This is a genomic window from Burkholderia sp. Bp9143, assembly GCF_003853645.1.
Lineage (GTDB): Bacteria > Pseudomonadota > Gammaproteobacteria > Burkholderiales > Burkholderiaceae > Burkholderia.
In genome coordinates, this window is record NZ_QTPO01000015.1 from 1 (window position 1) to 21795 (window position 21795).

Sequence of the window (21795 nt, forward strand, 5' to 3'; positions counted from 1 at the left end):
ATGGTCAAGCGCGATGCGAAGCGCGGGCTGGCGTCGCTGTGCATCGGCGGCGGGATGGGCGTCGCGCTCGCGGTCGAGCGCGCTTGAGCAGGGTCTGACGATATTGCACGCGTGCGGCGCCGGCCTGCGCCGCACGCGCGCGAAGCAAACGTCGCGCGAAACAAGCGACCAACAACAAGCGTGATGTTCCGGTGCGCGTCACGTCCGCCTTGCGGGCGGCAGCGCATCGCAGCGGCGGGGCGGTGGCATGTGCCATGTCGTCGCCCCGCATCATTGATTACTTTTCTTGTCGGTAACTCATAGGATGACTAAGCGAATTGCAGTTGTGACGGGTGGAATGGGCGGTCTTGGCGAAGCGATCAGCATCCGGTTGAACGATGCGGGCTACCAGGTCGTCGTCACGTATTCGCCGAACAATACCGGCGCCGATCGCTGGCTGACCGAGATGCATGCGGCCGGTCGCGAATTCCACGCGTATCCGGTGGACGTGGCCGACCACGATTCGTGCCAGCAATGCATCGAGAAAATCGTCCGGGACGTCGGCCCGGTCGACATCCTGGTGAACAACGCTGGCATCACGCGCGACATGACGCTACGCAAGCTCGACAAGGTCAACTGGGATGCGGTGATCCGCACCAACCTCGATTCCGTGTTCAACATGACGAAGCCGGTCTGCGACGGCATGGTCGAGCGTGGGTGGGGGCGCATCGTCAACATTGCGTCGGTCAATGGCTCGAAGGGCTCGGTCGGCCAGACCAATTACGCGGCCGCGAAGGCCGGCATGCACGGTTTCACGAAATCGCTCGCGCTCGAGATCGCACGCAAGGGCGTGACCGTGAACACGGTGTCGCCGGGCTATCTCGCGACGAAGATGGTGACGGCGATCCCGCAGGACATCCTCGATACGAAGATCCTTCCTCAGATTCCAGCGGGACGGCTCGGTCAACCCGAGGAAGTCGCGGCGCTGGTCGCGTATCTGTGCTCGGAGGAGGCCGGCTTCGTGACGGGCTCCAACATCGCGATCAACGGCGGCCAGCACATGCACTGACGCGTGGCGGCCCGGGCGGCGTTCGCGCGCGTGTCCGGGCCGTGCTCTCGCTGTATCCAGCGCCGGGGCGACGCGCAGGCGCGCGGAGACGGATCACGGACGCGGGTTCGCCGCGCATGCGGCGGGCCGTGTGCGTCCGCGCTCCGGCTGCCGCGTCGCGGCACGCACGCCGCCCCGGCCTCGCATTCCGGAGGAGGCATGGGTGACACCTGGATGGGACTCGCGATCGGCGGCTCGGCACTGGCCATCGCGCTGACGATGGCGATCGCGCTTCACTGGCTCGAGCGGCGCCGCGCCCGGCTGCTGCGAAACTTCGATCATCGCGATTGCTGGCTGGTCGCGTACGGCAAGTGCCTCGCGCGCGGGCCGGCGCGCCGCACGCGCAGCAGCGCGCGATGACGGTTGCGGTGCGGCACCGACGCGTTCATGCGTCGTGCCGCATCCCGCGCATCCGTGTGCGGAACGCGGGACGCTCGCACTCAATCGCTGCTTTTCTTCGCGCCGTCGCCCGAATCGTTCTTGTGGAAGATCCGCTTCGTCGTGCGCTTGGTGGCATCCCAGCCCTCGCGCGACGCATGCGCGATGCCGTGGCCGACCGTCTTGGCAGCGCTCGCGGTCGCATGGCCGAAGCCGCGCGCGGCCTCGCCGGTCTTGTGCGCCGCTTCCTTCGAATCGCGCTTGATGTCCTGCTTCACTTCCGACATATCCGCATGCGCGATCGGGCTGATCAGCGCGAGAACGAACGCGGTGCAAATGATCTGACGTGCTTTCACGACCTGGTTTCCTTGGGGCTGGTTCATCGAGGGTCCGCACGGCCCGCGGGCGGAGGAACGAGTAGGCCGGCCGCCGATGCATCGAGCATCACCGCGGCGCGGCCGCCGAGCAGCACGCGCTCGCCGCAGCGCAGCGTGAAGCCGTACAGCACGGAGCGGTCGTCGCCGCCGATGCGTTCGGCGTCGACGATCAGCGGCAGCTCGAACGTGTCGAGCCGATCGACGAACGCGTCGACGTTGCGCACGCTTGCGAGATAGCCGGCGCGCGGCCGCGCATGTTCCGTCTGCGCCTGTTGCGCACCGAGCAGCGCGCCGTGCACGGCCATCGCCTGCGCCGCGTATTCGATCCCGCAGACCGACGCGAGCCGGCCGCGCGAGCGCAGCGGGTTGTGCGGATCGCGGTGGCTCGTCGCGCTGCAGCGGATGCGTGCGGCATCCCATGCTTCGACTCGATCGAGCATGCACATCGCGCCGTCGTGCGGAATGTGCGCGGCGATCCATGCGCGATCGAGCGTTGCGGTCGCCAGCGGGGGCATCGGTGTCGAGACGGGCGTCGTCATTGCGCGTGCTCCGCGGCGCCACCCGGCAGCGCGATATCGACTTGCACGCGCGTATCTTCCAGATAGTCGAGCACGACGCTCGCCGCCCGCCGCGCGGCGAGCGCGTCGAGCAGCGGCAGCGCGCGCGCGGCCGGATTGCCGGTGCGCAGCGCGTCGAGTTCGGGGTTCGCGAGCGTCGTCGCCGGCGCATCGGTGAGCTGCACGTCGATGCGCGCGAGCGTGCGTTCGCTCGCATCGGGCGCGAGCACGAGCGCGACGCCGAATGCGTCGACGATCGGCCGCACCGCGCGCAGCGGCTCCGGATAGTCGGTGTCGTACGCGATCAGCAGGCTCGGCACGCGATCGACCGCGACCTGGCACAGGCTCTCGAGCAGGCCAGCGGCAAAGCTGCCGTCGTGTGCGCACAGCACGTTCGACGTCGCCATCGCACGGGTCGCGATGCTCCAGTAGCCGGCCGGCGCGTTGTGCACCGAGTTGTGAAAGCGCGTGGGCGACAGGTGGCGATCGTCGCCGGCGAGGGTCTCGCAGATCGCGTGGCAATTCTGGCCGTCGCCGCCGGACGCGCTGAACACGGTCGCGAGCGTGGCCGCATCGTGCCCGCTCGCGGCTGCCGCTTCGAGGCCGACCGTGAGCGCGACGCGCACGACGGGGCCGGTGCGGCGGCGTTCCGCCGGCGGCAGGCTGGCGGGCGGCGGCAGCACCGTGCGCGCGCTCGCGTAGGCCGCGCGGCCCGCGAGCACGTCGGCGGCGTGCGGCCAGTCGTTCAGTCCCGGCCCGACGAGGCCGACGCTTTCGATGAAGGCGGTGAGGGTCATGTCGGCTCCCGGCGGCTCGCATGCTCGGCGCGGCCGAGGATCAGGCTGCAGTTCGTGCCGCCGAAGCCGAACGAATTCGACAGGACCGCACGCACGCGCGCATCGCGGCTCGCGAGCACGTAGTCGGCGGCCAGCGCCGGGTCGGGTTGCGTCGTGTTGACGCCGGCCGGCACGAACTGTTCGCGCAGCGTGAGCGCCGCGACGACCGCTTCGAGCGCGCCGGCCGCACCGAGCGTGTGACCGGTCGCACCCTTCGTCGAGCTGCACGGCGTGCGCGCGAGCAGCGCACCCACCGCGCGGCTTTCGGCGGCATCGTTGCTGGGCGTCGCGGTGCCGTGCAGGTTCACATAGTCGATGTCGCTTGCATCGAGGCCGGCCGACGCGAGCGCCTGTTCGATCGCGATGCGCGCGCCGAGCCCTTCCGGATGCGGCGACGACATGTGATGCGCATCGCTCGATTCACCGATGCCGAGCAGCAGGATCGCGTCGTCGTCGAGCGCGGCGGGCGCATCCGGCACGCGTTCGAGCAGCGCGAACGCGGCAGCTTCGCCGATCGAGATACCGTCGCGCGCGACGTCGAACGGCCGGCACGGCTGGCGCGACAGCAGTTCGAGGGAATTGAAGCCGTACAGTGTCGTCAGGCACAGCGAATCGACGCCGCCGACGACGGCCGCATCGATCAACCCCGCTTCGATCATCCGGCGCGCGGAGCCGAATACCTTCGCACCGGACGAGCACGCGGACGAGATCGCCATCGCCGGCCCGCGCAGCGCGAAATACGCGCGCACGAACGCGGCCGGCGAATACGGGTTGTGCGTGTGCGCGTAGCGGAACCCGGCGGGCAGTGCGCCGCTCGCCGGATCGCGCTGCTCGTACGCGCGTTCGGTCTCGAGGATGCCGGACGTGCTCGTGCCGATGAACACGCCGACGCGCGCGGCGCCATGGCGCGACACGGCCGCCGCGACGCGCGCGTCGAAGCCGTCCTGGACGAGGCCGAGTTGCGCGAGGCGATTGTTGCGGCAGTTGAAGTCGGCGAGATCCGCACGCACGGCCTGCGCATCGACGCCGTCCACGGCGCCGATCCAGGTGTCCAGATCGGCGCGTTCGAAGTCGCACGGCGTGAGCCCGCCCCGCGCGTGGCGCAGTGCGTCGACGATCGCGTCGAGGCCGCGGCCGATGCAGCTGGTGGCGGTGAAGTGCGAGAGCAGGAGCGGTTTCACGAGGGTCGTATCCGGTGGCCGGAACGGGCGCCGCAGCGGGGCTGGCGGGCGCGCCGGGCATGGTCAGATTTTATCAAACGGCGGTGCCGGCGTACCCGGCTGGCCGGGCGGTTCGGGCGCGAGCGCGGCGCGCAGCGTGGTCCAGTCCAGCTGCGCATCGGCGGCCGCGCGCAGCAGCGCCGGCAGCACGTCGAGCACGACCGGTTCGCCGCGCGCGTCGCGCGCCGCGTGGCCGTCGTGCACGAGCAGGATGTCGCGCGGCGCCAGGCCGGTTAGCAGGCGGCGCGTGACGATGCCCGCATCGTGTGCGCGCGTGTCGAAGCCGCGGCGCGTCCAGCTGGCGAGTTGCAGGCCGAGCCCGCACAGCACCGGCTCGAGAAACGGATTGCGCAGGCCGGCCGGCGCGCGGAAGAAGCGCGGGCGCGTGCCGGCGATGTCGGTCAGTGTCTGCTGCGCGGCCGCGATCTCGCGCCGTAGCGCGGCGGGCCCCGACAGCGAGAACGTATGCCGGTGCCGCTGGCTGTGGTTCTCGACCGCGTGGCCGCGCGCGACGATCGCTTCGATCCACTGCGGATGGCGGCGCGCGAGATCGCCGATGCAGAAGAACGTGGCGCGCGCATCGTAGCGATCGAGCAGGTCGAGCACGCGCGGCGTGACGTCGGGGTCCGGGCCGTCGTCGATCGTCAGCGCGATCCGGCGGCCGGCGCCAGCCGGCAGGCGCGTCCAGTTCGGCCCGAGCAGCGCGCTGCGCGGCCACAGGCCGGCGGCGGTCAGCGCGAGATGCGACGCGACCACGCCGCCGGCGGCCCACGGCCATGCAGCCGGTTGTGCGACGACTGCCGCGAGCGCACCCGCGTGCAGTGCGGCCGTGCCCGCGATCAGCGGTGTCGGTTTCCAGCGGCGCGCATCGCCGGGCTGCAGTGGTGGAACGGAAGACGGCGCGTTCATGCTCGACCTCCTGTCGGATCACGATGAGGGCGGCTGGCCGCCACGGCGCGCGGCGCGAGGATCGCGGCGAACGCGAGCGCGAGCATTGCGCCGGGGCCGACGGTCAGCCCGAAGGTTTCGAGCAGCGGCACCCGCGACAGCGCGAGCAGGCCGAAGCCGGCGACCGTCGCAAGGTTCGCGATCAGCAGCGACACGAGCGTGTACGGCGTGACCGGTTGCGCGTCGTCGCGCTTGCAGAAGAACAGCGCATAGTTCGAGCCGACCGCGACGATCAGCAGCATGCCGACGAGGTGCAGGATCGTGAGCTGCACGCCGGCGAGCGCGAAGCCGGCCGTCACCACCAGCACGGCCGCGATCAGCGGCGCGAGCGCGCGCACGACACGGCGCGGCGAGCGCAGCGCGATCAGCAGCAGCACGGCGATCGCCGCGAAACCCGCGAGCGACAGTCGGATGTCCTCGTGCACGTAGTTCACGTACAGGCGGTCGGCCTCGGCCTTCATGTCGACGAACAGCGCGTCGGACACGCCGGCGCGCGCGACGGCCGCGCGGATCGGCGCGGCCTCGAGCGCCGGCGCAGCCGCCGACGCGGTGCGTGCGGCGGCCGGCGCGCGCAGCGGCAGCATCGCGGTCCAGCGGCCCGCGCGCCCGGTCAGCAGCGCGTCGACGGCGAGTGCCATCGACGTGCCGCGCAGGTCCGCGCGCGCGAGCAGCGGCGCGTGGCGTGCGGCCTCGACATCGGCGATGAACGGTGCGAACAGCTCGGGCCTGACCGAGATCGGCTGGTTCGCGACGGCCGCGCGCATGCGCGCGGCAAGCACGTTCGCGTCCGGCAGGCTCGCCTGGCGCGCGCGCTGCGCGCCGTCGCTCGGCAGGTAGCGCGCGGGACTTTCGAAGCCCGCGAGCACGCCACGATCGACGAGCGGCTGCAATTGCGCGGCGACCCGTTCCGCGCGTTCGAGCGCGGCTTGTTCGGTCGGCGCGGAAATCACGACGAGGTAGCGCACGTCCGGTGCGCCGACATCGTCGCGCAGACGTGCGTCGAGTGCCTGCGCGCGGGCGGGCACGGGGCTCAGCGCCGCGAGCTCGCGGCTCCACAGGCCGTCGCGATGCAGCACGAGCGTCGCGCACGCGGCGAGCACGAGCACGGCGAGCGGCCAGCGCAGCCGCGGCGCTGCAGCGGCGGCCCACGCGAGCACCGCGCCGATACGCGACACGTCGCGAATCGCGACGTGCTCGCCGCGCAGGTGCGGCAGCACGAAGCGCGTGACGAGCGCGGCGGCCGTCAGTCCGACGATCGAATACAGGCCGAGCTGAACCAGGCCCGGAAAGCCGGAGAACAGCATCGACGCGAAGCCGCACACGGACGTCAGCACGCCGAGCCGGATCGTCGGCCAGTACGCGGCGACCCATGCACGCGTCGCGTCGGCGGGCCGCGTGGTGTCGCGCGAACCGGCCTGCGCCGATTGCACGAACAGGTAGATCGAATAGTCGACGGCTTCGCCGATCAGCGTCGTGCCGAAGCCGAGCGTCAGCCCGTGGACCGTGCCGAACGTGACGCTGACCGCCGCGATGCCGGCGGCGATGCCCGTCAGCACCGGCAGCAGCCCCAGCGCGAGCGTGCGCGGCGAGCGGTACAGCGTCAGCAGCAGCGCGACGATCAGCACGACGCTCGCGGTCGACAGCCGCTCGACGTCGTGCCGGATCGTGTCGCGCGTGTCGACCGAGAACACGCCGGGGCCGGTCATCGCGAGCGTGTATGCGGCCGGGTTAGGCAACGTCTGCGTCGCGGCGGAGAACGCGCGGCGCACCGTATCGATCGCACGTGCCTGCGCGTCGGTGTCGGCGCCGGCGGCGGCCGTCTGCACGACGAGCACCGCGCGCGTGCCGTCGCGCGACGCCCACACGCCGTCGCGCATCGCGGGCTGCGCGCCGCTGTCGAACTGGTCGACGAGCGCGGTCACTTCGCCGGTCGGGTCGCGCGGCAGCATCGCCTTCGCGACGAGGCCTGCCGACGAACTCAGCAGGTCGAGGCTGTCGCCGAGCGCCTGGTGCAGGCCGTCCGCGCTGAAGCGTTGCGGCGTGACGGCCGGGCTCAGCAGGTAGCGATGGTCGAACACGAACTGCTGGTCGCGCGCGTCGTTCACGGCCTCGCCGTTGTTGATCGCCGAGAATTGCCGGTCGGCGCGCAGCGTGCCGGCGACGCGCCGCGACAGCGCGGCGCGCGTGGCCGCATCGCCGCCGTCGATCGCGACGAGGATCAGCCGCGACACGATGCCGTCGCGCAGTTGATCGACGAGCACGCGCTGCCCGGCGCTCGGCGCGCTCGGCAGAAACGCGGACAGGTCGGCCGTGAAGTTCGCGCGGGCGACCGCGATCCCGCACGCGACGAGCGCGATCAGCCACACGAGCACGGCGCGTTGCCGCAATGCGGGCAGGCGGGGCGTGACGGGGGCGGGCGGCCGGGTGCGTTGGTCCATCAGTTCGCCGGAACGGGTTGCAGGCGCATCGTCGAATGGTCGCCGTCGGCCTGCCGGATCGCGACGCTGCGCAACACGTCGCGCGAGCCTTCGAGCGTGATCGTGCTGACGACCTTCAGCATTCGCGAGTCGAGCGGCGTGAGCGTCAGCGTCCAGTCGTCGCCGCGACCGGCGAGCGCGACCTTGTAGACCTGCTCGAGCGCGTAGCGGTTGCCGGCGAGCGTCGCGCGGATGCTGTCGATGAACGCGCCGAGCTCCGGATAGCGCGCGAGCGCGAGCGTGTACTTGCGGTTGTTGCGCTCGACGGTGAGCATGTCGCCGTCGACGACGAGATGTTCGGGCTTCGGGTTCAGCGTGTGTTTCTCGAGATGGTCGGGTGCGACGAACACCAGCTCGCCCGACGATTCGAGCGGCTGCGCGGCGATCGACAGTGTCTTCGTCTCGGTGAACGTCGCGCGCCCCGACTTGTGTTGCGCGAGCGTCGACATCAGCCGGTCGAGGGTCCATGCCGAACCGGTGTCGGCCGCGTGCGCGGGCAGGGCGAGCGCGATGGCGGCCGTGACGGCGAACGTGCGCGCGGCGCGGCGCGGCACGAACGGGGACGGCAGCGGAAACAGCGACAGGAAGCGGCGAACGGCGGTCATGCGTCGGAATCCTTCGTGGCGGACAGTTCGGTGCAGGCGCACGCATCGTCGCGGCGCGCGGCCTTGCCGGTCTGCCAGAAATCGAAATAGTTGAACCAGTTGTATGGGGCTGCGCGGCAATACCGGTCGAGCAGCGCGACGTAACGCACGAGCGCCGCGTCGACGGCCGCCGCGCGCGTGTCGCGGCGCACGTCGGAGAAATCGGCGAGCGTCTCGAAGTGCACATCGTAGCGGTTGCCGTCGCGATAGAGGCCCGTCATGAACAGCACCGGGCGCCGCAGCATCGCGGCCATGTACAGCGGCCCGAGTGGGAACGCGGCCGGCGCGCCGAGCAGCGGCAGCCGCCGCAGCGATGCGGCCGCGTCGTCGAGCAGCGTGCGGTCGGCGAGCATCCCGACCATGCAGTTCGCATCGAGGCGCTCGCGCACCTTCAGCATCGAGTCGACCTGCCCGAGCGGAATCACTTCCGGCTTCGCGGCCGGATTCACGGCGGCGAGCGTCGCGTTGATCTTGCGCGCGTTCTCTTCGAACATCGTGACGACGACGCGCAGGTCCGGACGCGTACGGCCGATCGCGCGCACGACTTCGAAGCTGCCGAGGTGCGCGCCCATCAGGAATGCGCCGCGGCCGCCGGCGAGCGCGTCGTCGACCTGCGTCTCGCCGTGCAGCCGGATGTCGAACAGGTCGAAGCGGCCGTTCATCAGGTAGATGCGGTCGTGGATCGTCGCCGCGAACGTGAACACGTGCCGGTACACGTCGCGCCAGCGCGCGGGACGGCCGAGCGCGCGCCGCAGGTAGTCGCGCGACGCCGCGCACGCGACCGGCGAGAACAGCACGAAGTAGATCGCGATGGCATGCAGCACGACGCGCGACGGCCGCCGGCCGAAACGCAGCGAGAGCCAGGTCATCGCGCGCAGCAACCCGGCGTTGCTGCGTTCCTGGCGCGCGGCCCATGCGGTGCGCTTCATGGCTGCGCGCCGTCCTGCGCGGCCGGCGCCGCGGACAACACGCCGGTCGCGACGTCGCGCGCGCCGGCGCGCAGCGTGAAGCGGATCGCGCCGCCGGCCACTGCATCGAACGCGAGGTCGAGCGGTTCGCCTGGCGCGACCGGGCTCAGGAATTTGGCGGAAGCCAGCCGCCACGTATCGAGCGGGCGGTTCAACGATGCGCCGAGCGCGGCGATCGCGTGATCGAGCAGCACGACGCCCGGCACGATCGGATGACCGGGGAAATGACCGGGCAGCGCCGGGTGATCGGCGGGAATCGTGAACGCGAGCGGTGCGTCCGTCGCGGCGCGATCGGGAACGTCGGCCCCGGTGCCCCGCGTGTGCCGTGCGACGAGCGCGGCGAGCACGTCGCGCGGCAGCTTGCCCGTTTCGTTGCGCGGCAGTGCATCGACGAACACGAGCGGACGCGGCATGAACGCGGGATCGATCCGTTCGCGCAGCGCGCGCTGCAGGTCGGCCGCGGCGAGCGTCGGCGCGACCACGAGCGCGACAAGGCGCGTGACCGGTTCGTGGGTCGCATCGGCGTCGGCCGGCGCGGTTTCGTCCGGCATGAAGAACACGCCGTCGACGACGTCGGCGATCGCGTTCAATTGATGATTCAGGTAGGCGAGCGACGTGCGCTTGCCGGCGATGTTGACGAGGTCCGCCTTGCGGCCGTGCAGCAGGAACCGGCCGTCGCCGAGCAGCTCGAGTGCGTCGCCCATTGGCACGGGGGTTTCGACGTGTCCGCCCGACACCCACACGGTCGGGCTGCCGTCGTCGCCCGCGGCGTCGTGGTCCGACGCGTCATGCGCCGCGCGCGCGTCGAGCCGGATGCCCGGGAACAGTTGCCACGCCGCGCCCTGCGACGTGCGGCGCGTCCCGATCTGGCCGGTCTCGGTGCTGCCGTAGATCTCGACGAGCGGCGCATCGAGCGCCGCCTCGGCTTCGCACGCGAGTTTTTCCGACAGCGGCGCGGTGGCCGACAGCACGAGCGCGGCCGGCGGCAGCGCATGGCCGGCCGACAGCAGCGCGCGCAGGTGGATCGGCGACGTGACGAGTACGCGCGGCTGCGGGATCGCGGCGAGTTCGTCGCGAATGTCGATCGGATAGAACGGCTGGCGGTTGCTGAATGCGAGGCCGCCGATCAGCGCGAGCAGCACCGTCGACTCGAAGCCGTACATGTGCTGCGCGGGCACGGTGCCGATCAGCGTGGCCGCGCGGCCATCGAGCAGGCCGAGGCGGTCGGCCGCCGCGCGCACGCAACCGACCAGGAAGCCCCAGGTCTTGCGGTGCGGCACCGGCGCGCCGGTCGAGCCGGACGTGAACACGTACGCCATGATCCGCGACGCGTCGATCTGCGGCACCACGCACGGTGCGTCGTGGGGGAGGTCGCCGGGTGCGGTGTCCGGATACGCGAAACGCGGCAGGTCGATCGTGCAGTCCGGCGCGTCGTGCAGGCAGAACGCGTCCGGTGCGAACGATGCGAGTTGGCGAACCATCTCCGGCGTGTGCGTCGATGGCAGCAGGCTGATCCTGCCGGCGACGAGCGCCGCGCACAGGCTGACCGCGAAGCGGTAGCGGTCGCGGCACACGTTGAACACATGGCCGCCGGCGGGCAGCGCGGCGGCCACGCGCGCGACGTCGGCGACGAACGTGCGGACGGTGACGGGCGTGCCATCGCGCCAGGCGATCGTCTGGTCCGGCGAAGAATGGAATACCAGCGGGTGAGTCGGCATAAATCGGCTGAAGCGGGAAGCGGTGACCGGCGCGGCCGCGATGCGGCGCCGCGCCGGCCATGAATTCATCGTGACGGCTGCGTCGACGCGCGGTACGCGCGCACCGCGTCGACCATCCGCGGCCGCGCGTCGTGCGGCAGCGCGAAGCGCCGGCACGCATGCTCGGCGGCGAACATCACGGCGACGAGCGGCAGCGACAGGTAGTTCGCGAACGTCGACCACACGACGATCGGCGCGGTCGCGAACAGCAGCGTCGACACGGCGGCGATCGCGACGAAGAACAGCGTCCATGCGAGCGTGATGCGCCGCGTATAGCGCGCGACGGCCGGCGTGACCGTGCCGTGGATCATCGTCGCGAAGCGCGTGCACAGCGGCACCTGGCCGCCCATCAACGTGCGGCCGAACAGCAGCGCCATCGCGACGTTGAAGCTCGCGTGCTCCAGATACAGGCCCCATTCGAAATGACGCGCGAGCGGGATGCGCGCGGCCCACAGCGCGACGGCGGCCAGCAGCCACGCCGGCACGAGCCATGCACGCCGCGGCGAGCGCAGCGCCGCGCCGAGCACGAGCAGCAGCGGCGGCACGAGCGCCATCGCGAGGCCGAAGCCATGCGCGCCGGGCGTCGCGGCCGCGTAATGCGCGCCGATCTGGTACGCCACCACCGCGGCGAGCGCGCCGGCGCCGCGTGCGATGTCGAGCGGCGTGCTCATCGCGGCGCTCCGGGGGCGCGGCGCGAGTGCGGGCGCGCGTGGCCGCCGGCCGCCGCGGTACGGCGGCGGACGGGCAGGCAAACCGGTGCGAGACGAACGGATGGGCGCGGCATGGTTGCTGGAAACATCGTGCGGATCGGGGCCGGACGCATGCGTCGGGCCGTCAAACATCATATGAATGGCGGCCGGGACACGTGTTCCGGCCGGCTGTCGTGCACGCACATTTTAGGGCCGCGGCGTGGCGGTTCGAGACGGGCGCAGCCGGGTTTTGTAACCGAATGTATGGCAGCGCACTGACGCTTTCGCGGCGGCGATCCATTTCCATCCGAAGCGGCTCAAGCGTCTGCTGCGATCGGGTCCCGAAACCGGGCGCGGCGGGGGCTCTTCAGTCTGTAACCATTCGCGGTATACGCGCAGATACCCATCGTCTAGAATCCGCGTAACTTTTACAAATGATCCCCAATAACGCAGGCGGGGAAGCCGGCAGACGCCGGAGGGACGGAGATTCGCGCGCGCTTCGCACGCGCTGATCGTGCACGACGGTTTGCCGTTTCCGGGCGCCTCCCGCTGCCATCGGCCGCCTGCCCGCAAGCATGATGAACGCACTGGAACAAGAGCTCGCCACGCTGATCATCGGCGAACTGAATCTCGAAGACGTCCCGCTCGAAACGGTGACGGCCGGGACCCCGCTTTATGGCGAGGGCTTCGGGCTCGACTCCATCGACATCCTGGAAATCGCGCTGCTGATCTCGAAGAAGTACGGCTTCGAGCTGCGCTCGGACAATCCGGACAACCAGAAGATCTTCGCGACGCTCGGCGCGCTTGCCGCGTACGTCGCCGCGCACCGTACGAAGTGACGGCGGCGCGCGCGGGCGCGACGCGGCACGCAGCGGATGACGGCACGCGGCGGCGGTCGCTGGACGAACCCGCCGCGTCGATCGAAGGGGGAACGCGATGAACGGAGCAATTCGATGCGGGCGCTCGTAACGGGCGGCAGCGGCACGCTCGGGCAGGCGATCTGCACGACGCTCGCGCAGGCCGGCCACGAAGTCTGGGTGCACGCGAACCGGAATCTCGCGCAGGCGGAGGCGGTCGCGCAGCAGATCGTCGCGGCCGGCGGCACCGCGCATGCGATTGCATTCGACGTGACCGACGCGGATGCGACGCTCGCCGCGCTCGCGCCGTTCATCGACGACGCGCCGGTGCAGATTCTCGTCAACAACGCGGGCATCCACGACGACGCGCCGATGGCCGGTATGTCGCGCCGGCAATGGCACGACGTGATCGACGTGACGCTCAACGGTTTTTTCAACGTGACGCAGCCGTTGCTGCTGCCGATGATCCGCACGCGGCGCGGCCGGATCGTCAACATCGCGTCGGTCGCCGGCGTGACCGGCAACCGCGGACAGGTCAATTACGCCGCCGCGAAGGCGGGGCTGATCGGCGCGACGAAGTCGCTGTCGCTGGAGCTCGCGTCGCGCGGCATTACCGTGAACGCGGTCGCGCCCGGCATCATCGAATCGCCGATGGCCGACCATGCGTTTCCCGCCGAACGGATCAAGCAGCTCGTGCCGGCGCAACGCGCGGGCCGGCCCGATGAAGTCGCGGCGATGGTCGCGTATCTGGTATCCGATGCGGCCGCCTACGTGACGGGACAGGTGCTGTCCGTCAACGGCGGGCTCGCATGACGACGCGCGCGGCGTCGGCTTGACGCGAAGCAACGGCGCGCAACGCGGCGCGTGGTCATGATGCCGCGAGCGCGCGCCGCATAGTGAGGAAATCGAAGTGTCAGTGCATCCAGTCGACGCCGAACGGCGAGCGTGTTCCCTGTCGTCCGCCACGAATGCGGTCGCACGTGGACACATGGCAGCCGGGCCCGCCGCATCGCGAGCGGGCCTCTGGCCCGCAGCGAACGGCGGCAACCGTGCGTTGCGACTCGTCCAGGTCGATCATGCGCGGCTGGCCGCGCTGCTGCACGCCGCGCAGCAGCGGGGCGACGCACTCGAGCACGTATTTCCCGGTGCGCTGGGCGCGGTCTGCATCGGCGCGGCCGGGGTGCCGGCCGATGCGATGGCTCGCATGCTCGCCGCCGCCGCACCCGACCTGCCGCTCGCGCCGGTGCAGATGGCACTGCTCGATGCCGGCGGCCACGCACGCGCCGGTGCGGTCTGCGAAATCTGGCAGTGCGACGCGCCCGACCTGCGCAGCGAGCGACGCGGCGCGCTGCAGTACCGCTACAGCGAAGCGGCGGGGCTCGTGTTCGGCAGCATCGTCATGCAGGAAGCGCAGGAGGTGCAGGCAACGGCCGATGCGGATCGCGACGGCGGCACGCCGCTCGAGCGCGCCACACACGATGCGTACCGCGCGCTGTTCGACGTGCTCGATACGCTCGGTATTCCGTACCCGCTGCGGATCTGGAACACCGTGCCGGCGATCAACGCGCAGCAGTTCGGGATCGAGCGCTATCGTCAGTTCAATATCGGCAGGCAGCGTGCGTTCGACGCGTGCCGCCGCGCGCTGACGGGCGGCGTGCCGGCCGCCTGCGCGCTCGGTTCGGTCGTGCCGGTCGCGGGCGACATGCCGCCGGCCGCGCCGCTCGCGATCCATTTCATCGCGAGCCGCACGCCGGCCGATCCGGTCGAGAATCCGCGCCAGGTCAGCGCGTATCACTACCCGGCGGATTACGGCCCGCGTGCGCCGACGTTCGCGCGCGCGGCCGCATGGCCCGGCGACGATGCCGCGCCGCTGCTGTTCGTGTCGGGCACCGCCAGCATCGTCGGGCATCGCACCGTGCATCGCGGCAACGTCGTCGCGCAAACGCGCGAGACGATCGCGAACCTGGCTGCCGTGCTCGAGCAGGCCGCGCGGCAGGGGCACGGCCCGTTCACGCTCGCCGACCTGAGCTATCGCGTCTACGTGCGCGACGCCGGGGATGCCGCGGCGCTCGCCGCGATCGAACGTGAACTGCGCGATGCGGCGGGCTCTGGCGTGCGGCCGCTGTTCGTCCACGCGGACGTGTGCCGCGACGATCTGCTGGTCGAGATCGAGGCGAGCGCCGGCCATCCGCTGGAGCACCTGTCGTGAAGCGCGCGGGCCTGTCGCTGCGCGAACCGTCGCCTGCTGTCGACGAAGCCTGTCGGCAGTCGCCTGCAGGTCATAAACTTTTGTCAGGATCCTCGTCTTCGCAATCGGCCGTTCCCATGTCCAAGCTGCACGCCTCGTCCACTCATCTCGTACTGATTCCGAGCTACAACCCGGGCGTCAAGGTCGACACGACCGTGCGCAACGCCCGCGCGCAGTGGAATCCGGTGTGGGTCGTCGTCGACGGCAGCACCGACGGCAGCGCCGAGCGGCTGCAGGCGATGGCCGAGCGCGACCCCGGGCTGCGCGTGATCGTGCTGCCGGAGAACCGCGGCAAGGGCGCCGCGGTGCTGGCCGGGCTCGACGCGGCGGCCGCGAGCGGCTTCACGCACGTGCTGACGATGGATTCCGACGGCCAGCATCCGGCCGACCTGATTCCCGAATTCATGGCCGCGTCCCAGGCGGCGCCGGACGCGATGGTGCTGGGCCTGCCGAAGTTCGACGCGAGCGCGCCGCAGTTGCGCGTACAGGGCCGGCGGCTGTCGAACGGATGGGCCGACCTCGAGACGCTATGGGCCGGGATCGGCGATTCGCTGTACGGTTTTCGCGTGTACCCGGTCGCGCCGCTTGCCGCGATCATGCGTCGCCAGCCCTGGATGCGCGGCTTCGACTTCGATCCGGAAGCCGCCGTGCGGCTGTGCTGGGCCGGGGTGCGGCCGATCCGCATCGAAGCGCCGGTGCGCTACTTCGGCGCGCACGAGGGCGGCGTGTCGCATTTCCACTATGGCCGCGACAACGCGCTGCTCGTGTGGATGCACCTGCGGCTGTTCGCCGGTTTCGTGGTGCGGCTGCCCATGCTGGTCGCGCGGCGGCTCACGCGCCGGTCGCGTTCCGCGTTCAGCCGGACGTCCGGCCGCGGCGATTGATGGCCCGATTGCCATCAATTAGCTGAGCAATCGCGCCGTTCGTTTCGCATCGGCCGGTAATCAACCTGTCATTCGATGTAAACATCTGGTAATTTTCTGCCGGATTATGCAAAATCGCCGCTCCCAAATACAACTACCGAGGGATCCGGGATGCATATCAAGAAAGCGGCGGCCGCGTGTGGCATGGTTTTCCTGTTGAGCGCATGCGGTGGCGTGCAGAGTCTCGACGCGAACAGCCTGACGTCGGCGGGGACCAACCTGTTCAAGGCGGCGACGCTGTCGGACAGCGACATCGCGGCATTGTCGAACGACTCGTGCAAGTCGAGCGACGCCGAATCGAAGATCGCCGCGCCGAACAGCGCGTACGCGAAGCGCCTGACGAAGGTGATGAAGGGCTTCGGCGACATGACGCTGAACGGCCAGAAGATCAACTACAAGGTCTACATGACCAAGGACGTCAACGCGTGGGCGATGGGCAACGGCTGCGTGCGCGTGTACAGCGGCCTGATGGACATGATGAACGACGACGAACTGCGCGGCGTGATCGGTCATGAAATGGGCCACGTCGCGCTGGGTCACTCGAAGAAGGCGATGCAGACCGCCTACGCGGTCAGCGCGGCGCGCGGCGCGGCCGGCGCGGCATCGCCGGGCGTCGCGGCCCTGACGAGTTCGCAGCTCGGCGACATCACCGAGAAGTTCATCAACGCGCAGTTCTCGCAGACGCAGGAAAGCGCGGCCGACGACTACTCGTTCGACCTGATGAAGCAGAAGAACATGAGCCAGAAGGGCCTCGTCACCGCGTTCCAGAAGCTCGCGCAGCTCGATGGCGGCAAGAGCTCGATGATGAGCTCGCACCCGTCGTCGGCGAGCCGCGCGCAGCACATCCAGGATCGCATCGCGAAAGGCAGCTGATCGCCGATCGAAGCGCCGGCCCCGTCCGGCGCCCGGGATGAACACAACCCCACGCTCTTCTTTCGGGCGTGGGGTTGTGTTTTTCGGGGACCGGAAAGCGGCCGCGCCGCTTGCTTACGGCACCATCCCCGGCAGCACATAGGCCTGCACGAGCGTGATCAGGCCGACGATCACCGCGAACAGCAGGCTGTGGCGCACCGTGAAGCGGAACAGCTCCGATTCCTTGCCGACGAGCCCGGTCGCCGCGCACGCGACCGCGATCGACTGCGGCGAGATCATCTTCGCGGTCACGCCGCCCGTCGTGTTCGCGGCGACAGCAAGCGTCTCGGGCACGCCGAGCTGGTGCGCGGTCGCTTGCTGCAGCGAGCAGAACAGTGCGTTCGACGACGTATCCGAGCCGGTCAGGAACACGCCGAGCCAGCCGAGGAACGGCGAGAAGAACGGGAACGCGGCGCCGGTCGCGGCCAGCATCAGCGCGAGCGTCGACGACATCCCCGAGTAGTTCGCGACGAACGCGAACGCGAGCACGAGGCCGATCGACAGGATCGGGCGCGTGAGGTCCTTCAGCGTCTCGCCGAACGTGACGAGCGCGTCGCGCGGCTTCATCCGCAACAGCACCATCGAGATCAGCGCGGTCACGAGGATCGCGCTGCCCACCGCCGACACGAGGTCGATCTTCAGCACCGCTTCGAGTGCCTTCGGCGTCGCGGCGATCGGCGCGGTCTTCACGACGAGCTGGTCGAGCCCCGCCACGTGGAACTTCAGGACGGTCGACGCGAGCGCGCCGTGCGCGGCGAACAGCGCCTTGAACGGCGCGATGCTCCACACGGTGACGACGGCCGTCAGGATCAGGAACGGCGACCACGCGCGCACGGTCTGCGCGAGCGTGTACGGCGACGCCTGGCGGCTCGCGCCCGAACCGTTGCCGCCCGCACCGAACCCCGCGAGCGCTGCGCCGCCGCCGGACGCGACGAGGCCGCCGGCCGTCTGCTTCGCGCTGCTCGGCTGCCAGACCTTCAGGAACGCGGCCAGCGAAACGAGGCTGACGAGCGACGACGTGATGTCCGGCAGCTCGGGCCCGATATGGTTCGACGTGAAGTACTGCGTGATCGCGAAGCTGCCGCCGGCGACGAGCGCGGCCGGCCAGGTCTGCCGCACGCCGCGCAGCCCGTCCATCATGAACACGAGCCAGAACGGCACCGCGAGCGACAGCAGCGGCAACTGGCGGCCGGCCATCGCACCGATGTGGAACGCGTCAATGCCCGTCACCTGCCCGGCGACGATGATCGGAATGCCCATCGCGCCGAACGCGACCGGCGCGGTGTTTGCAATCAGACACAGTCCGGCCGCGTGCAGCGGCTTGAAGCCGAGGCCGACGAGCAGCGCGGCCGTGATCGCGACGGGCGCGCCGAAGCCGGCGGCGCCTTCGAGGAACGCGCCGAACGAGAAGCCGATCAGCAGCATCTGCAGCCGCTGATCGTCGGTAATCGACAGCACCGACGCGCGGATGATGTCGAACTGGCCGGTCTTCACGACGATCTTGTACAGGAACACGGCCGCGACGATGATCCACGCGATCGGCCACAGGCCGTACGCGAAGCCGAAGCCGGCCGCCGCGAGCGCCTGCGGCACGGGCATCCCGTACGCGAGGATCGCGACGCCGAGTGCCAGCAGCAGCGTGATCGCGGCGGCGACGTGCCCCTTCATCCGCAATGCGGCGAGCGCGACGAAAAAGAAGATGATCGGAATTGCGGCGACTAGCGCCGACAGCCCGAGGCTGCCGAGCGGCGTGTAGATCTGATGCCAAACCTGCATGGGTGTCTCCTCCATGGATTTATCGGGGTACGGGTTTGAAAACGAATGGTCTATTCGGGCTGGCCGCGCGCGCGCAGCAGGTCGGACAGGCTGCGCGGCGCCGGCTCGAGCGGTGTGCGATGCTGCGTCCAGCCCATCTGCTTCGCCGGCGTCAGCGCGCGCAGCCGCGTCGCGGTCCAGCGGAATGCGCGATACGCGCGCGGATGCGCGAACGCGCCTGACCAGAAGCGCCACACGAGGTCTTCCGCGCGGTTGTAGTTCGCGCCTTGGCCGCGCAGCGGATGCGCGACGGGTTCGTCGGGCTTGCGGTTCGCCTCGGTACGCAGCCGCACCAGCAGTTGCGGGATCGGAATCCGGACCGGGCACACCTCGCCGCATGCGCCGCACAGCGTCGACGCGGTCGGCAGGTCGGCCGTCGCGTCGAGGCCGAGCAGGTGCGGCGAGATGATCTTGCCGATCGGGCCCGGGTAGGTGGTTCCGTATGCGTGGCCGCCGATGCGCGTATAGACGGGGCAGTGGTTCATGCACGCGCCGCAGCGGATGCATTGCAGCGTCGCGCGCAGCTGTTCGTCGGCGTAGGCCTGCGTGCGGCCGTTGTCGAGCAGCACGAGATGCAGCTCGCGCGGGCCGTCGCGTTCGCCGTCGCGGCGCGGACCGGAGATCAGGTTGAAGTAGGTCGTGATCGCCTGGCCGGTGGCCGAACGCGTCAGGAGACTCGATAGCGGCACGATGTGCTCGAGTTTCTCGACGACCTTCTCGATCCCCATGATCGCGACGTGCGTGTCGGGTACGGTGGTCGACAGCCGGCCGTTGCCTTCGTTCTCGACGAGCCACAGCGTGCCCGTGTCGGCCGCCGCGAAGTTCACGCCGGACAGGCCGATGTCGGCTTCCGCGAACGCGCGGCGCAGCGCGCGCCGGCCGGTCTGGATCAGCTCGTCGACGTCCTCCGTGTAGCGCGTGCCCGGGATGTGTTCCTCGAACAGCTCGGCGATGTCGCCGCGCGTCTTGTGGATCGCCGGCATCACGATGTGCGACGGTTTCTCGCCCGCGAGTTGCACGATGAATTCGCCCATGTCGGACTCGACGCAGTCGACGCCGTGATCCGCGAGGTAATGGTTCAGCTCGATTTCCTCGCTCGCCATCGACTTGCCCTTGATCACGCGGCGCGCCTTGTTCGCCTGCGCGATGCCGAGCACGATCGCATTCGCGTCGGCGGCCGTCTCGGCCCAGTGCACGTGCACGCCGGCCGCGGTGAGCTTTGCCTCCAGCCGTTCGAGCAGCGCGGGCAATTGCGCGAGCGCGTGCTGCCGCACGGCTTCGCCGAGATCGCGCAGTTGTTGCAGTTCGGTGTCGTCGGGGAACTGGGTCGCGCGCTTGCCCTGCAGGAAGTCCATCGCGCCGCGAAAGCTGCGGCGCAGCGCGGGATCGTCGAGCGCGGCGCGCGCGCGGGCCTTGAAGTCGCCGGGGGCGACGAATTGCAGCGGTTGGTCGCTCATCGCGGCAGGTCCTGGCAAGCGGTTGCGGTCGGTTCGGCGGCCGGTTCGGTGACGATCACGACCCAGAGATTGCGCGGCCCGTGCGCGCCGTATGCGAGGGTCTGCTGGATATCGGAGGTCTTCGACGGGCCCGACACCAGCACGACGTTGGTCGGCATGCCGGCGTGCCAGCACTCCGCGTGCACGGCCGCGTGAAGGTCCGCGTGCAGCGTGTTCGCATGCACGAGCGCGACGTGCAGCGGCGGCACCAGCGACACCGTGCGTGGCGTGCCGGCATCGGGCGCGAGCACGACGGTGCCGGTCGCCGCGATGCCCGAGCGCGCGACGGTGAAGCCCGCGTCGATCGTGTCGAACAGCTCGGCTTTCCATGCGTCGATCGGCCGGTCGAACGGTACCGGCGCGACCGCATCGGGCAGCGCCTGAGCGAGCGCCGCGGATTCGGAGCGGGCCGGGTCGAGCAGCAGGCGGCGCACGCCGGCATCGGCCAGACGCGCGGCAAGCTGCGCGGGCCATGCGTCGGCGGTGGCGCACCAGACTTCCGCGTGCGACGCGGCGAGCGCGGCCTGCATGGTCTGCGCGAGCGCGTGAGGATCACGGGCGACCGCCGCGCGCCGCGCCGCGTAATGCATGTCGATGCGCGCATCGAGCGCGGGCGCGGCGCTCACGGCGACGCCGGGGGCGGCGGCGCGCAGGCGCCCGAGGATGGCGTCGCGCGCGCTCATTGCGCGTCTCCGCGCAGCGACGCGGAGCCGGCAGTGCGGCGCCACAGGAAGCTCGCGAGATGCTCGACGGGGAGCACCGCGCCGGCCTTGTCGGCCGCGTGGCCGATGTTCAGCAGGCAGCCGCAGTCCGCCGACACGAGCCTGTCGCAGCCTGTCGCGCAGGCCGATGCGACCTTGTCGCGCACCATCGCGCCGGAGATGTCCGGGTGTTTCAGCGAGAACGTGCCGCCGAAGCCGCAGCATTCCGATTCGCGTTCATGTTCGATGCGCGTGACGCCCGGCAGCGCGTCGACGAGCGCGACGCCGTGCACGCGCGTGCCCATCTCGCGGCGGGCCGCGCATGACGTGTGCAGCACCACGCGTTCGTCCGGACCCGCGTTGGCGGTGACGGCGTCGAGCCGCACGTCGAGCACATGGACGAGGAATTCGGCGAGTTCGTAGGTACGTTCCGCGATCGCGCGGGCCTTCGGGCCGCGCACGGGATCGTCGGCGAACAGTGCGGGCCAATGGTGCCGGATCATGCCCGCGCACGAGCCGGACGGCACGACCACGGGCCACGGCTCGGCGAACAGGTCGAGCTGCGCGGCCGCGACGCGGCGCGCTTCGTCGGGATTGCCGCTGCTGTAGGCCGGCTGCCCGCAGCAGCTCTGGCCGCGCGGATAGTGGACGGTCAGGCCTTCGCGTTCCAGCAGGCGGACCGCGTCGAGCCCGGCCTCGGGGACGAACAGGTCGACCAGGCAGGTCGCGAACAGATAGACGTGCGCGGCGGCGGCGGCGGGGTAGTGCCTTTCGTTCATGTCTCGCTCCAGGGGGGGCCGGCCCGGCATGCGAATGCGGGACGACGATTTCGCTGCATAATTCCCGCGACGGCGCCGCAGCTCAAATTGGTTGGGCCAATCGGCGCGACGGGTATTCCGGATGGA

General features: G+C 70.4%; 21 protein-coding genes. 7 read left to right on the plus strand and 14 right to left on the minus strand.

Annotated elements, in window-relative coordinates:
• Window positions 1–304: 304 nt before the first annotated feature.
• Entirely contained in the window at window positions 305–1048 is a 744-nt protein-coding gene (gene phbB / locus DIE23_RS13465) for an acetoacetyl-CoA reductase (protein ID WP_124612566.1), read from the plus strand.
• A gap of 198 nt (window positions 1049–1246) precedes the next feature.
• Window positions 1247–1447: a hypothetical protein gene (locus tag DIE23_RS13470; RefSeq protein WP_124612567.1), complete on the plus strand. Its 201-nt coding sequence runs from the start codon at window positions 1247–1249 to the stop codon at window positions 1445–1447.
• An 80-nt stretch (window positions 1448–1527) separates the two neighbouring features.
• Here the strand turns inward: DIE23_RS13470 and DIE23_RS13475 are convergent, their stop codons facing one another.
• From DIE23_RS13475 to DIE23_RS13520, 10 genes are all read right to left on the minus strand, one after another.
• Window positions 1528–1848, minus strand: a complete 321-nt coding sequence (locus DIE23_RS13475) for a hypothetical protein (protein WP_124612568.1) — start codon at window positions 1846–1848, stop codon at window positions 1528–1530.
• Complete coding sequence (locus DIE23_RS13480; RefSeq protein WP_124612569.1) at window positions 1845–2381, minus strand: hotdog family protein; 537 nt, start codon at window positions 2379–2381, stop codon at window positions 1845–1847. Before DIE23_RS13480 ends, DIE23_RS13475 begins: the two co-directional genes overlap by 4 nt.
• Window positions 2378–3196: a beta-ketoacyl synthase chain length factor gene (locus DIE23_RS13485; RefSeq protein WP_124612570.1), complete on the minus strand. Its 819-nt coding sequence runs from the start codon at window positions 3194–3196 to the stop codon at window positions 2378–2380. The genes DIE23_RS13480 and DIE23_RS13485 overlap by 4 nt, the downstream gene beginning before the upstream one ends.
• Window positions 3193–4416, minus strand: a complete 1224-nt coding sequence (locus tag DIE23_RS13490) for a beta-ketoacyl-[acyl-carrier-protein] synthase family protein (protein ID WP_124612571.1) — start codon at window positions 4414–4416, stop codon at window positions 3193–3195. The genes DIE23_RS13485 and DIE23_RS13490 overlap by 4 nt, the downstream gene beginning before the upstream one ends.
• Before the next feature lie 63 nt (window positions 4417–4479).
• A complete protein-coding gene (locus DIE23_RS13495; RefSeq protein WP_124612572.1) occupies window positions 4480–5364 on the minus strand; it encodes a polysaccharide deacetylase family protein in 885 nt (294 codons plus the stop codon).
• Window positions 5361–7841, minus strand: a complete 2481-nt coding sequence (locus DIE23_RS13500; RefSeq protein WP_124612573.1) for an MMPL family transporter — start codon at window positions 7839–7841, stop codon at window positions 5361–5363. Before DIE23_RS13500 ends, DIE23_RS13495 begins: the two co-directional genes overlap by 4 nt.
• Window positions 7841–8485, minus strand: a complete 645-nt coding sequence (locus DIE23_RS13505) for an outer membrane lipoprotein carrier protein LolA (protein WP_124612574.1) — start codon at window positions 8483–8485, stop codon at window positions 7841–7843. Before DIE23_RS13505 ends, DIE23_RS13500 begins: the two co-directional genes overlap by 1 nt.
• Window positions 8482–9453 carry an acyl-CoA synthetase gene (locus DIE23_RS13510; protein WP_124612575.1) on the minus strand — a complete coding sequence of 324 codons (972 nt, stop codon included), beginning with the start codon at window positions 9451–9453 and terminating at the stop codon, window positions 8482–8484. The genes DIE23_RS13505 and DIE23_RS13510 overlap by 4 nt, the downstream gene beginning before the upstream one ends.
• Window positions 9450–11210, minus strand: coding sequence for an AMP-binding protein (locus tag DIE23_RS13515; RefSeq protein WP_124612689.1), 1761 nt, complete (start codon window positions 11208–11210; stop codon window positions 9450–9452). The genes DIE23_RS13510 and DIE23_RS13515 overlap by 4 nt, the downstream gene beginning before the upstream one ends.
• A gap of 65 nt (window positions 11211–11275) precedes the next feature.
• Window positions 11276–11920: a hypothetical protein gene (locus tag DIE23_RS13520; RefSeq protein WP_124612576.1), complete on the minus strand. Its 645-nt coding sequence runs from the start codon at window positions 11918–11920 to the stop codon at window positions 11276–11278.
• A 596-nt stretch (window positions 11921–12516) separates the two neighbouring features.
• Here DIE23_RS13520 and DIE23_RS13525 point away from each other — a divergent pair.
• The 5 genes from DIE23_RS13525 to DIE23_RS13545 all read left to right on the plus strand — a co-directional run bounded on the left by DIE23_RS13525 (window position 12517) and on the right by DIE23_RS13545 (window position 16839).
• On the plus strand, window positions 12517–12777 hold the full coding sequence (locus DIE23_RS13525) for a phosphopantetheine-binding protein (protein WP_041490598.1): 261 nt from the start codon (window positions 12517–12519) through the stop codon (window positions 12775–12777).
• A gap of 114 nt (window positions 12778–12891) precedes the next feature.
• Complete coding sequence (fabG, locus tag DIE23_RS13530) at window positions 12892–13608, plus strand: 3-oxoacyl-ACP reductase FabG (RefSeq protein WP_124612577.1); 717 nt, start codon at window positions 12892–12894, stop codon at window positions 13606–13608.
• Between the two features lie 97 nt (window positions 13609–13705).
• Window positions 13706–15004 (plus strand): endoribonuclease L-PSP, encoded by a 1299-nt coding sequence (locus DIE23_RS13535; RefSeq protein ID WP_124612578.1) that lies wholly within the window; start codon window positions 13706–13708, stop codon window positions 15002–15004.
• 116 nt (window positions 15005–15120) lie between these two features.
• Window positions 15121–15927: a glycosyltransferase family 2 protein gene (locus DIE23_RS13540; RefSeq protein ID WP_124612579.1), complete on the plus strand. Its 807-nt coding sequence runs from the start codon at window positions 15121–15123 to the stop codon at window positions 15925–15927.
• Between the two features lie 150 nt (window positions 15928–16077).
• Window positions 16078–16839, plus strand: a complete 762-nt coding sequence (locus DIE23_RS13545) for a M48 family metalloprotease (protein WP_124612580.1) — start codon at window positions 16078–16080, stop codon at window positions 16837–16839.
• Window positions 16840–16953: 114 nt separating this feature from the next.
• Here DIE23_RS13545 and DIE23_RS13550 read toward each other — a convergent pair whose 3' ends face one another.
• The 4 genes from DIE23_RS13550 to DIE23_RS13565 are packed head-to-tail and all read right to left on the minus strand — an operon-like array spanning window position 16954 to window position 21669.
• Window positions 16954–18654, minus strand: coding sequence for a lactate permease LctP family transporter (locus tag DIE23_RS13550; RefSeq protein ID WP_124612581.1), 1701 nt, complete (start codon window positions 18652–18654; stop codon window positions 16954–16956).
• A gap of 50 nt (window positions 18655–18704) precedes the next feature.
• Window positions 18705–20150, minus strand: a complete 1446-nt coding sequence (locus DIE23_RS13555) for a LutB/LldF family L-lactate oxidation iron-sulfur protein (RefSeq protein WP_124612582.1) — start codon at window positions 20148–20150, stop codon at window positions 18705–18707.
• Complete coding sequence (locus DIE23_RS13560) at window positions 20147–20872, minus strand: LUD domain-containing protein (protein WP_124612583.1); 726 nt, start codon at window positions 20870–20872, stop codon at window positions 20147–20149. The genes DIE23_RS13555 and DIE23_RS13560 overlap by 4 nt, the downstream gene beginning before the upstream one ends.
• Window positions 20869–21669 carry a (Fe-S)-binding protein gene (locus DIE23_RS13565; protein WP_124612584.1) on the minus strand — a complete coding sequence of 267 codons (801 nt, stop codon included), beginning with the start codon at window positions 21667–21669 and terminating at the stop codon, window positions 20869–20871. The genes DIE23_RS13560 and DIE23_RS13565 overlap by 4 nt, the downstream gene beginning before the upstream one ends.
• Window positions 21670–21795 lie beyond the last annotated feature (126 nt).

Coding starts and splice junctions, on each gene's coding strand:
- phbB (WP_124612566.1), top strand. CDS start 305: ATGACTAAGCGAATTGCAGTTGTGACGGGTGGAATGGGCGGTCTTGGC.
- DIE23_RS13470 (WP_124612567.1), top strand. CDS start 1,247: ATGGGTGACACCTGGATGGGACTCGCGATCGGCGGCTCGGCACTGGCC.
- DIE23_RS13475 (WP_124612568.1), bottom strand. CDS start 1,848: ATGAACCAGCCCCAAGGAAACCAGGTCGTGAAAGCACGTCAGATCATT.
- DIE23_RS13480 (WP_124612569.1), bottom strand. CDS start 2,381: ATGACGACGCCCGTCTCGACACCGATGCCCCCGCTGGCGACCGCAACG.
- DIE23_RS13485 (WP_124612570.1), bottom strand. CDS start 3,196: ATGACCCTCACCGCCTTCATCGAAAGCGTCGGCCTCGTCGGGCCGGGA.
- DIE23_RS13495 (WP_124612572.1), bottom strand. CDS start 5,364: ATGAACGCGCCGTCTTCCGTTCCACCACTGCAGCCCGGCGATGCGCGC.
- DIE23_RS13500 (WP_124612573.1), bottom strand. CDS start 7,841: ATGGACCAACGCACCCGGCCGCCCGCCCCCGTCACGCCCCGCCTGCCC.
- DIE23_RS13505 (WP_124612574.1), bottom strand. CDS start 8,485: ATGACCGCCGTTCGCCGCTTCCTGTCGCTGTTTCCGCTGCCGTCCCCG.
- DIE23_RS13510 (WP_124612575.1), bottom strand. CDS start 9,453: ATGAAGCGCACCGCATGGGCCGCGCGCCAGGAACGCAGCAACGCCGGG.
- DIE23_RS13515 (WP_124612689.1), bottom strand. CDS start 11,210: ATGCCGACTCACCCGCTGGTATTCCATTCTTCGCCGGACCAGACGATC.
- DIE23_RS13520 (WP_124612576.1), bottom strand. CDS start 11,920: ATGAGCACGCCGCTCGACATCGCACGCGGCGCCGGCGCGCTCGCCGCG.
- DIE23_RS13525 (WP_041490598.1), top strand. CDS start 12,517: ATGAACGCACTGGAACAAGAGCTCGCCACGCTGATCATCGGCGAACTG.
- fabG (WP_124612577.1), top strand. CDS start 12,892: ATGCGGGCGCTCGTAACGGGCGGCAGCGGCACGCTCGGGCAGGCGATC.
- DIE23_RS13540 (WP_124612579.1), top strand. CDS start 15,121: ATGTCCAAGCTGCACGCCTCGTCCACTCATCTCGTACTGATTCCGAGC.
- DIE23_RS13545 (WP_124612580.1), top strand. CDS start 16,078: ATGCATATCAAGAAAGCGGCGGCCGCGTGTGGCATGGTTTTCCTGTTG.
- DIE23_RS13550 (WP_124612581.1), bottom strand. CDS start 18,654: ATGCAGGTTTGGCATCAGATCTACACGCCGCTCGGCAGCCTCGGGCTG.
- DIE23_RS13555 (WP_124612582.1), bottom strand. CDS start 20,150: ATGAGCGACCAACCGCTGCAATTCGTCGCCCCCGGCGACTTCAAGGCC.
- DIE23_RS13560 (WP_124612583.1), bottom strand. CDS start 20,872: ATGAGCGCGCGCGACGCCATCCTCGGGCGCCTGCGCGCCGCCGCCCCC.
- DIE23_RS13565 (WP_124612584.1), bottom strand. CDS start 21,669: ATGAACGAAAGGCACTACCCCGCCGCCGCCGCCGCGCACGTCTATCTG.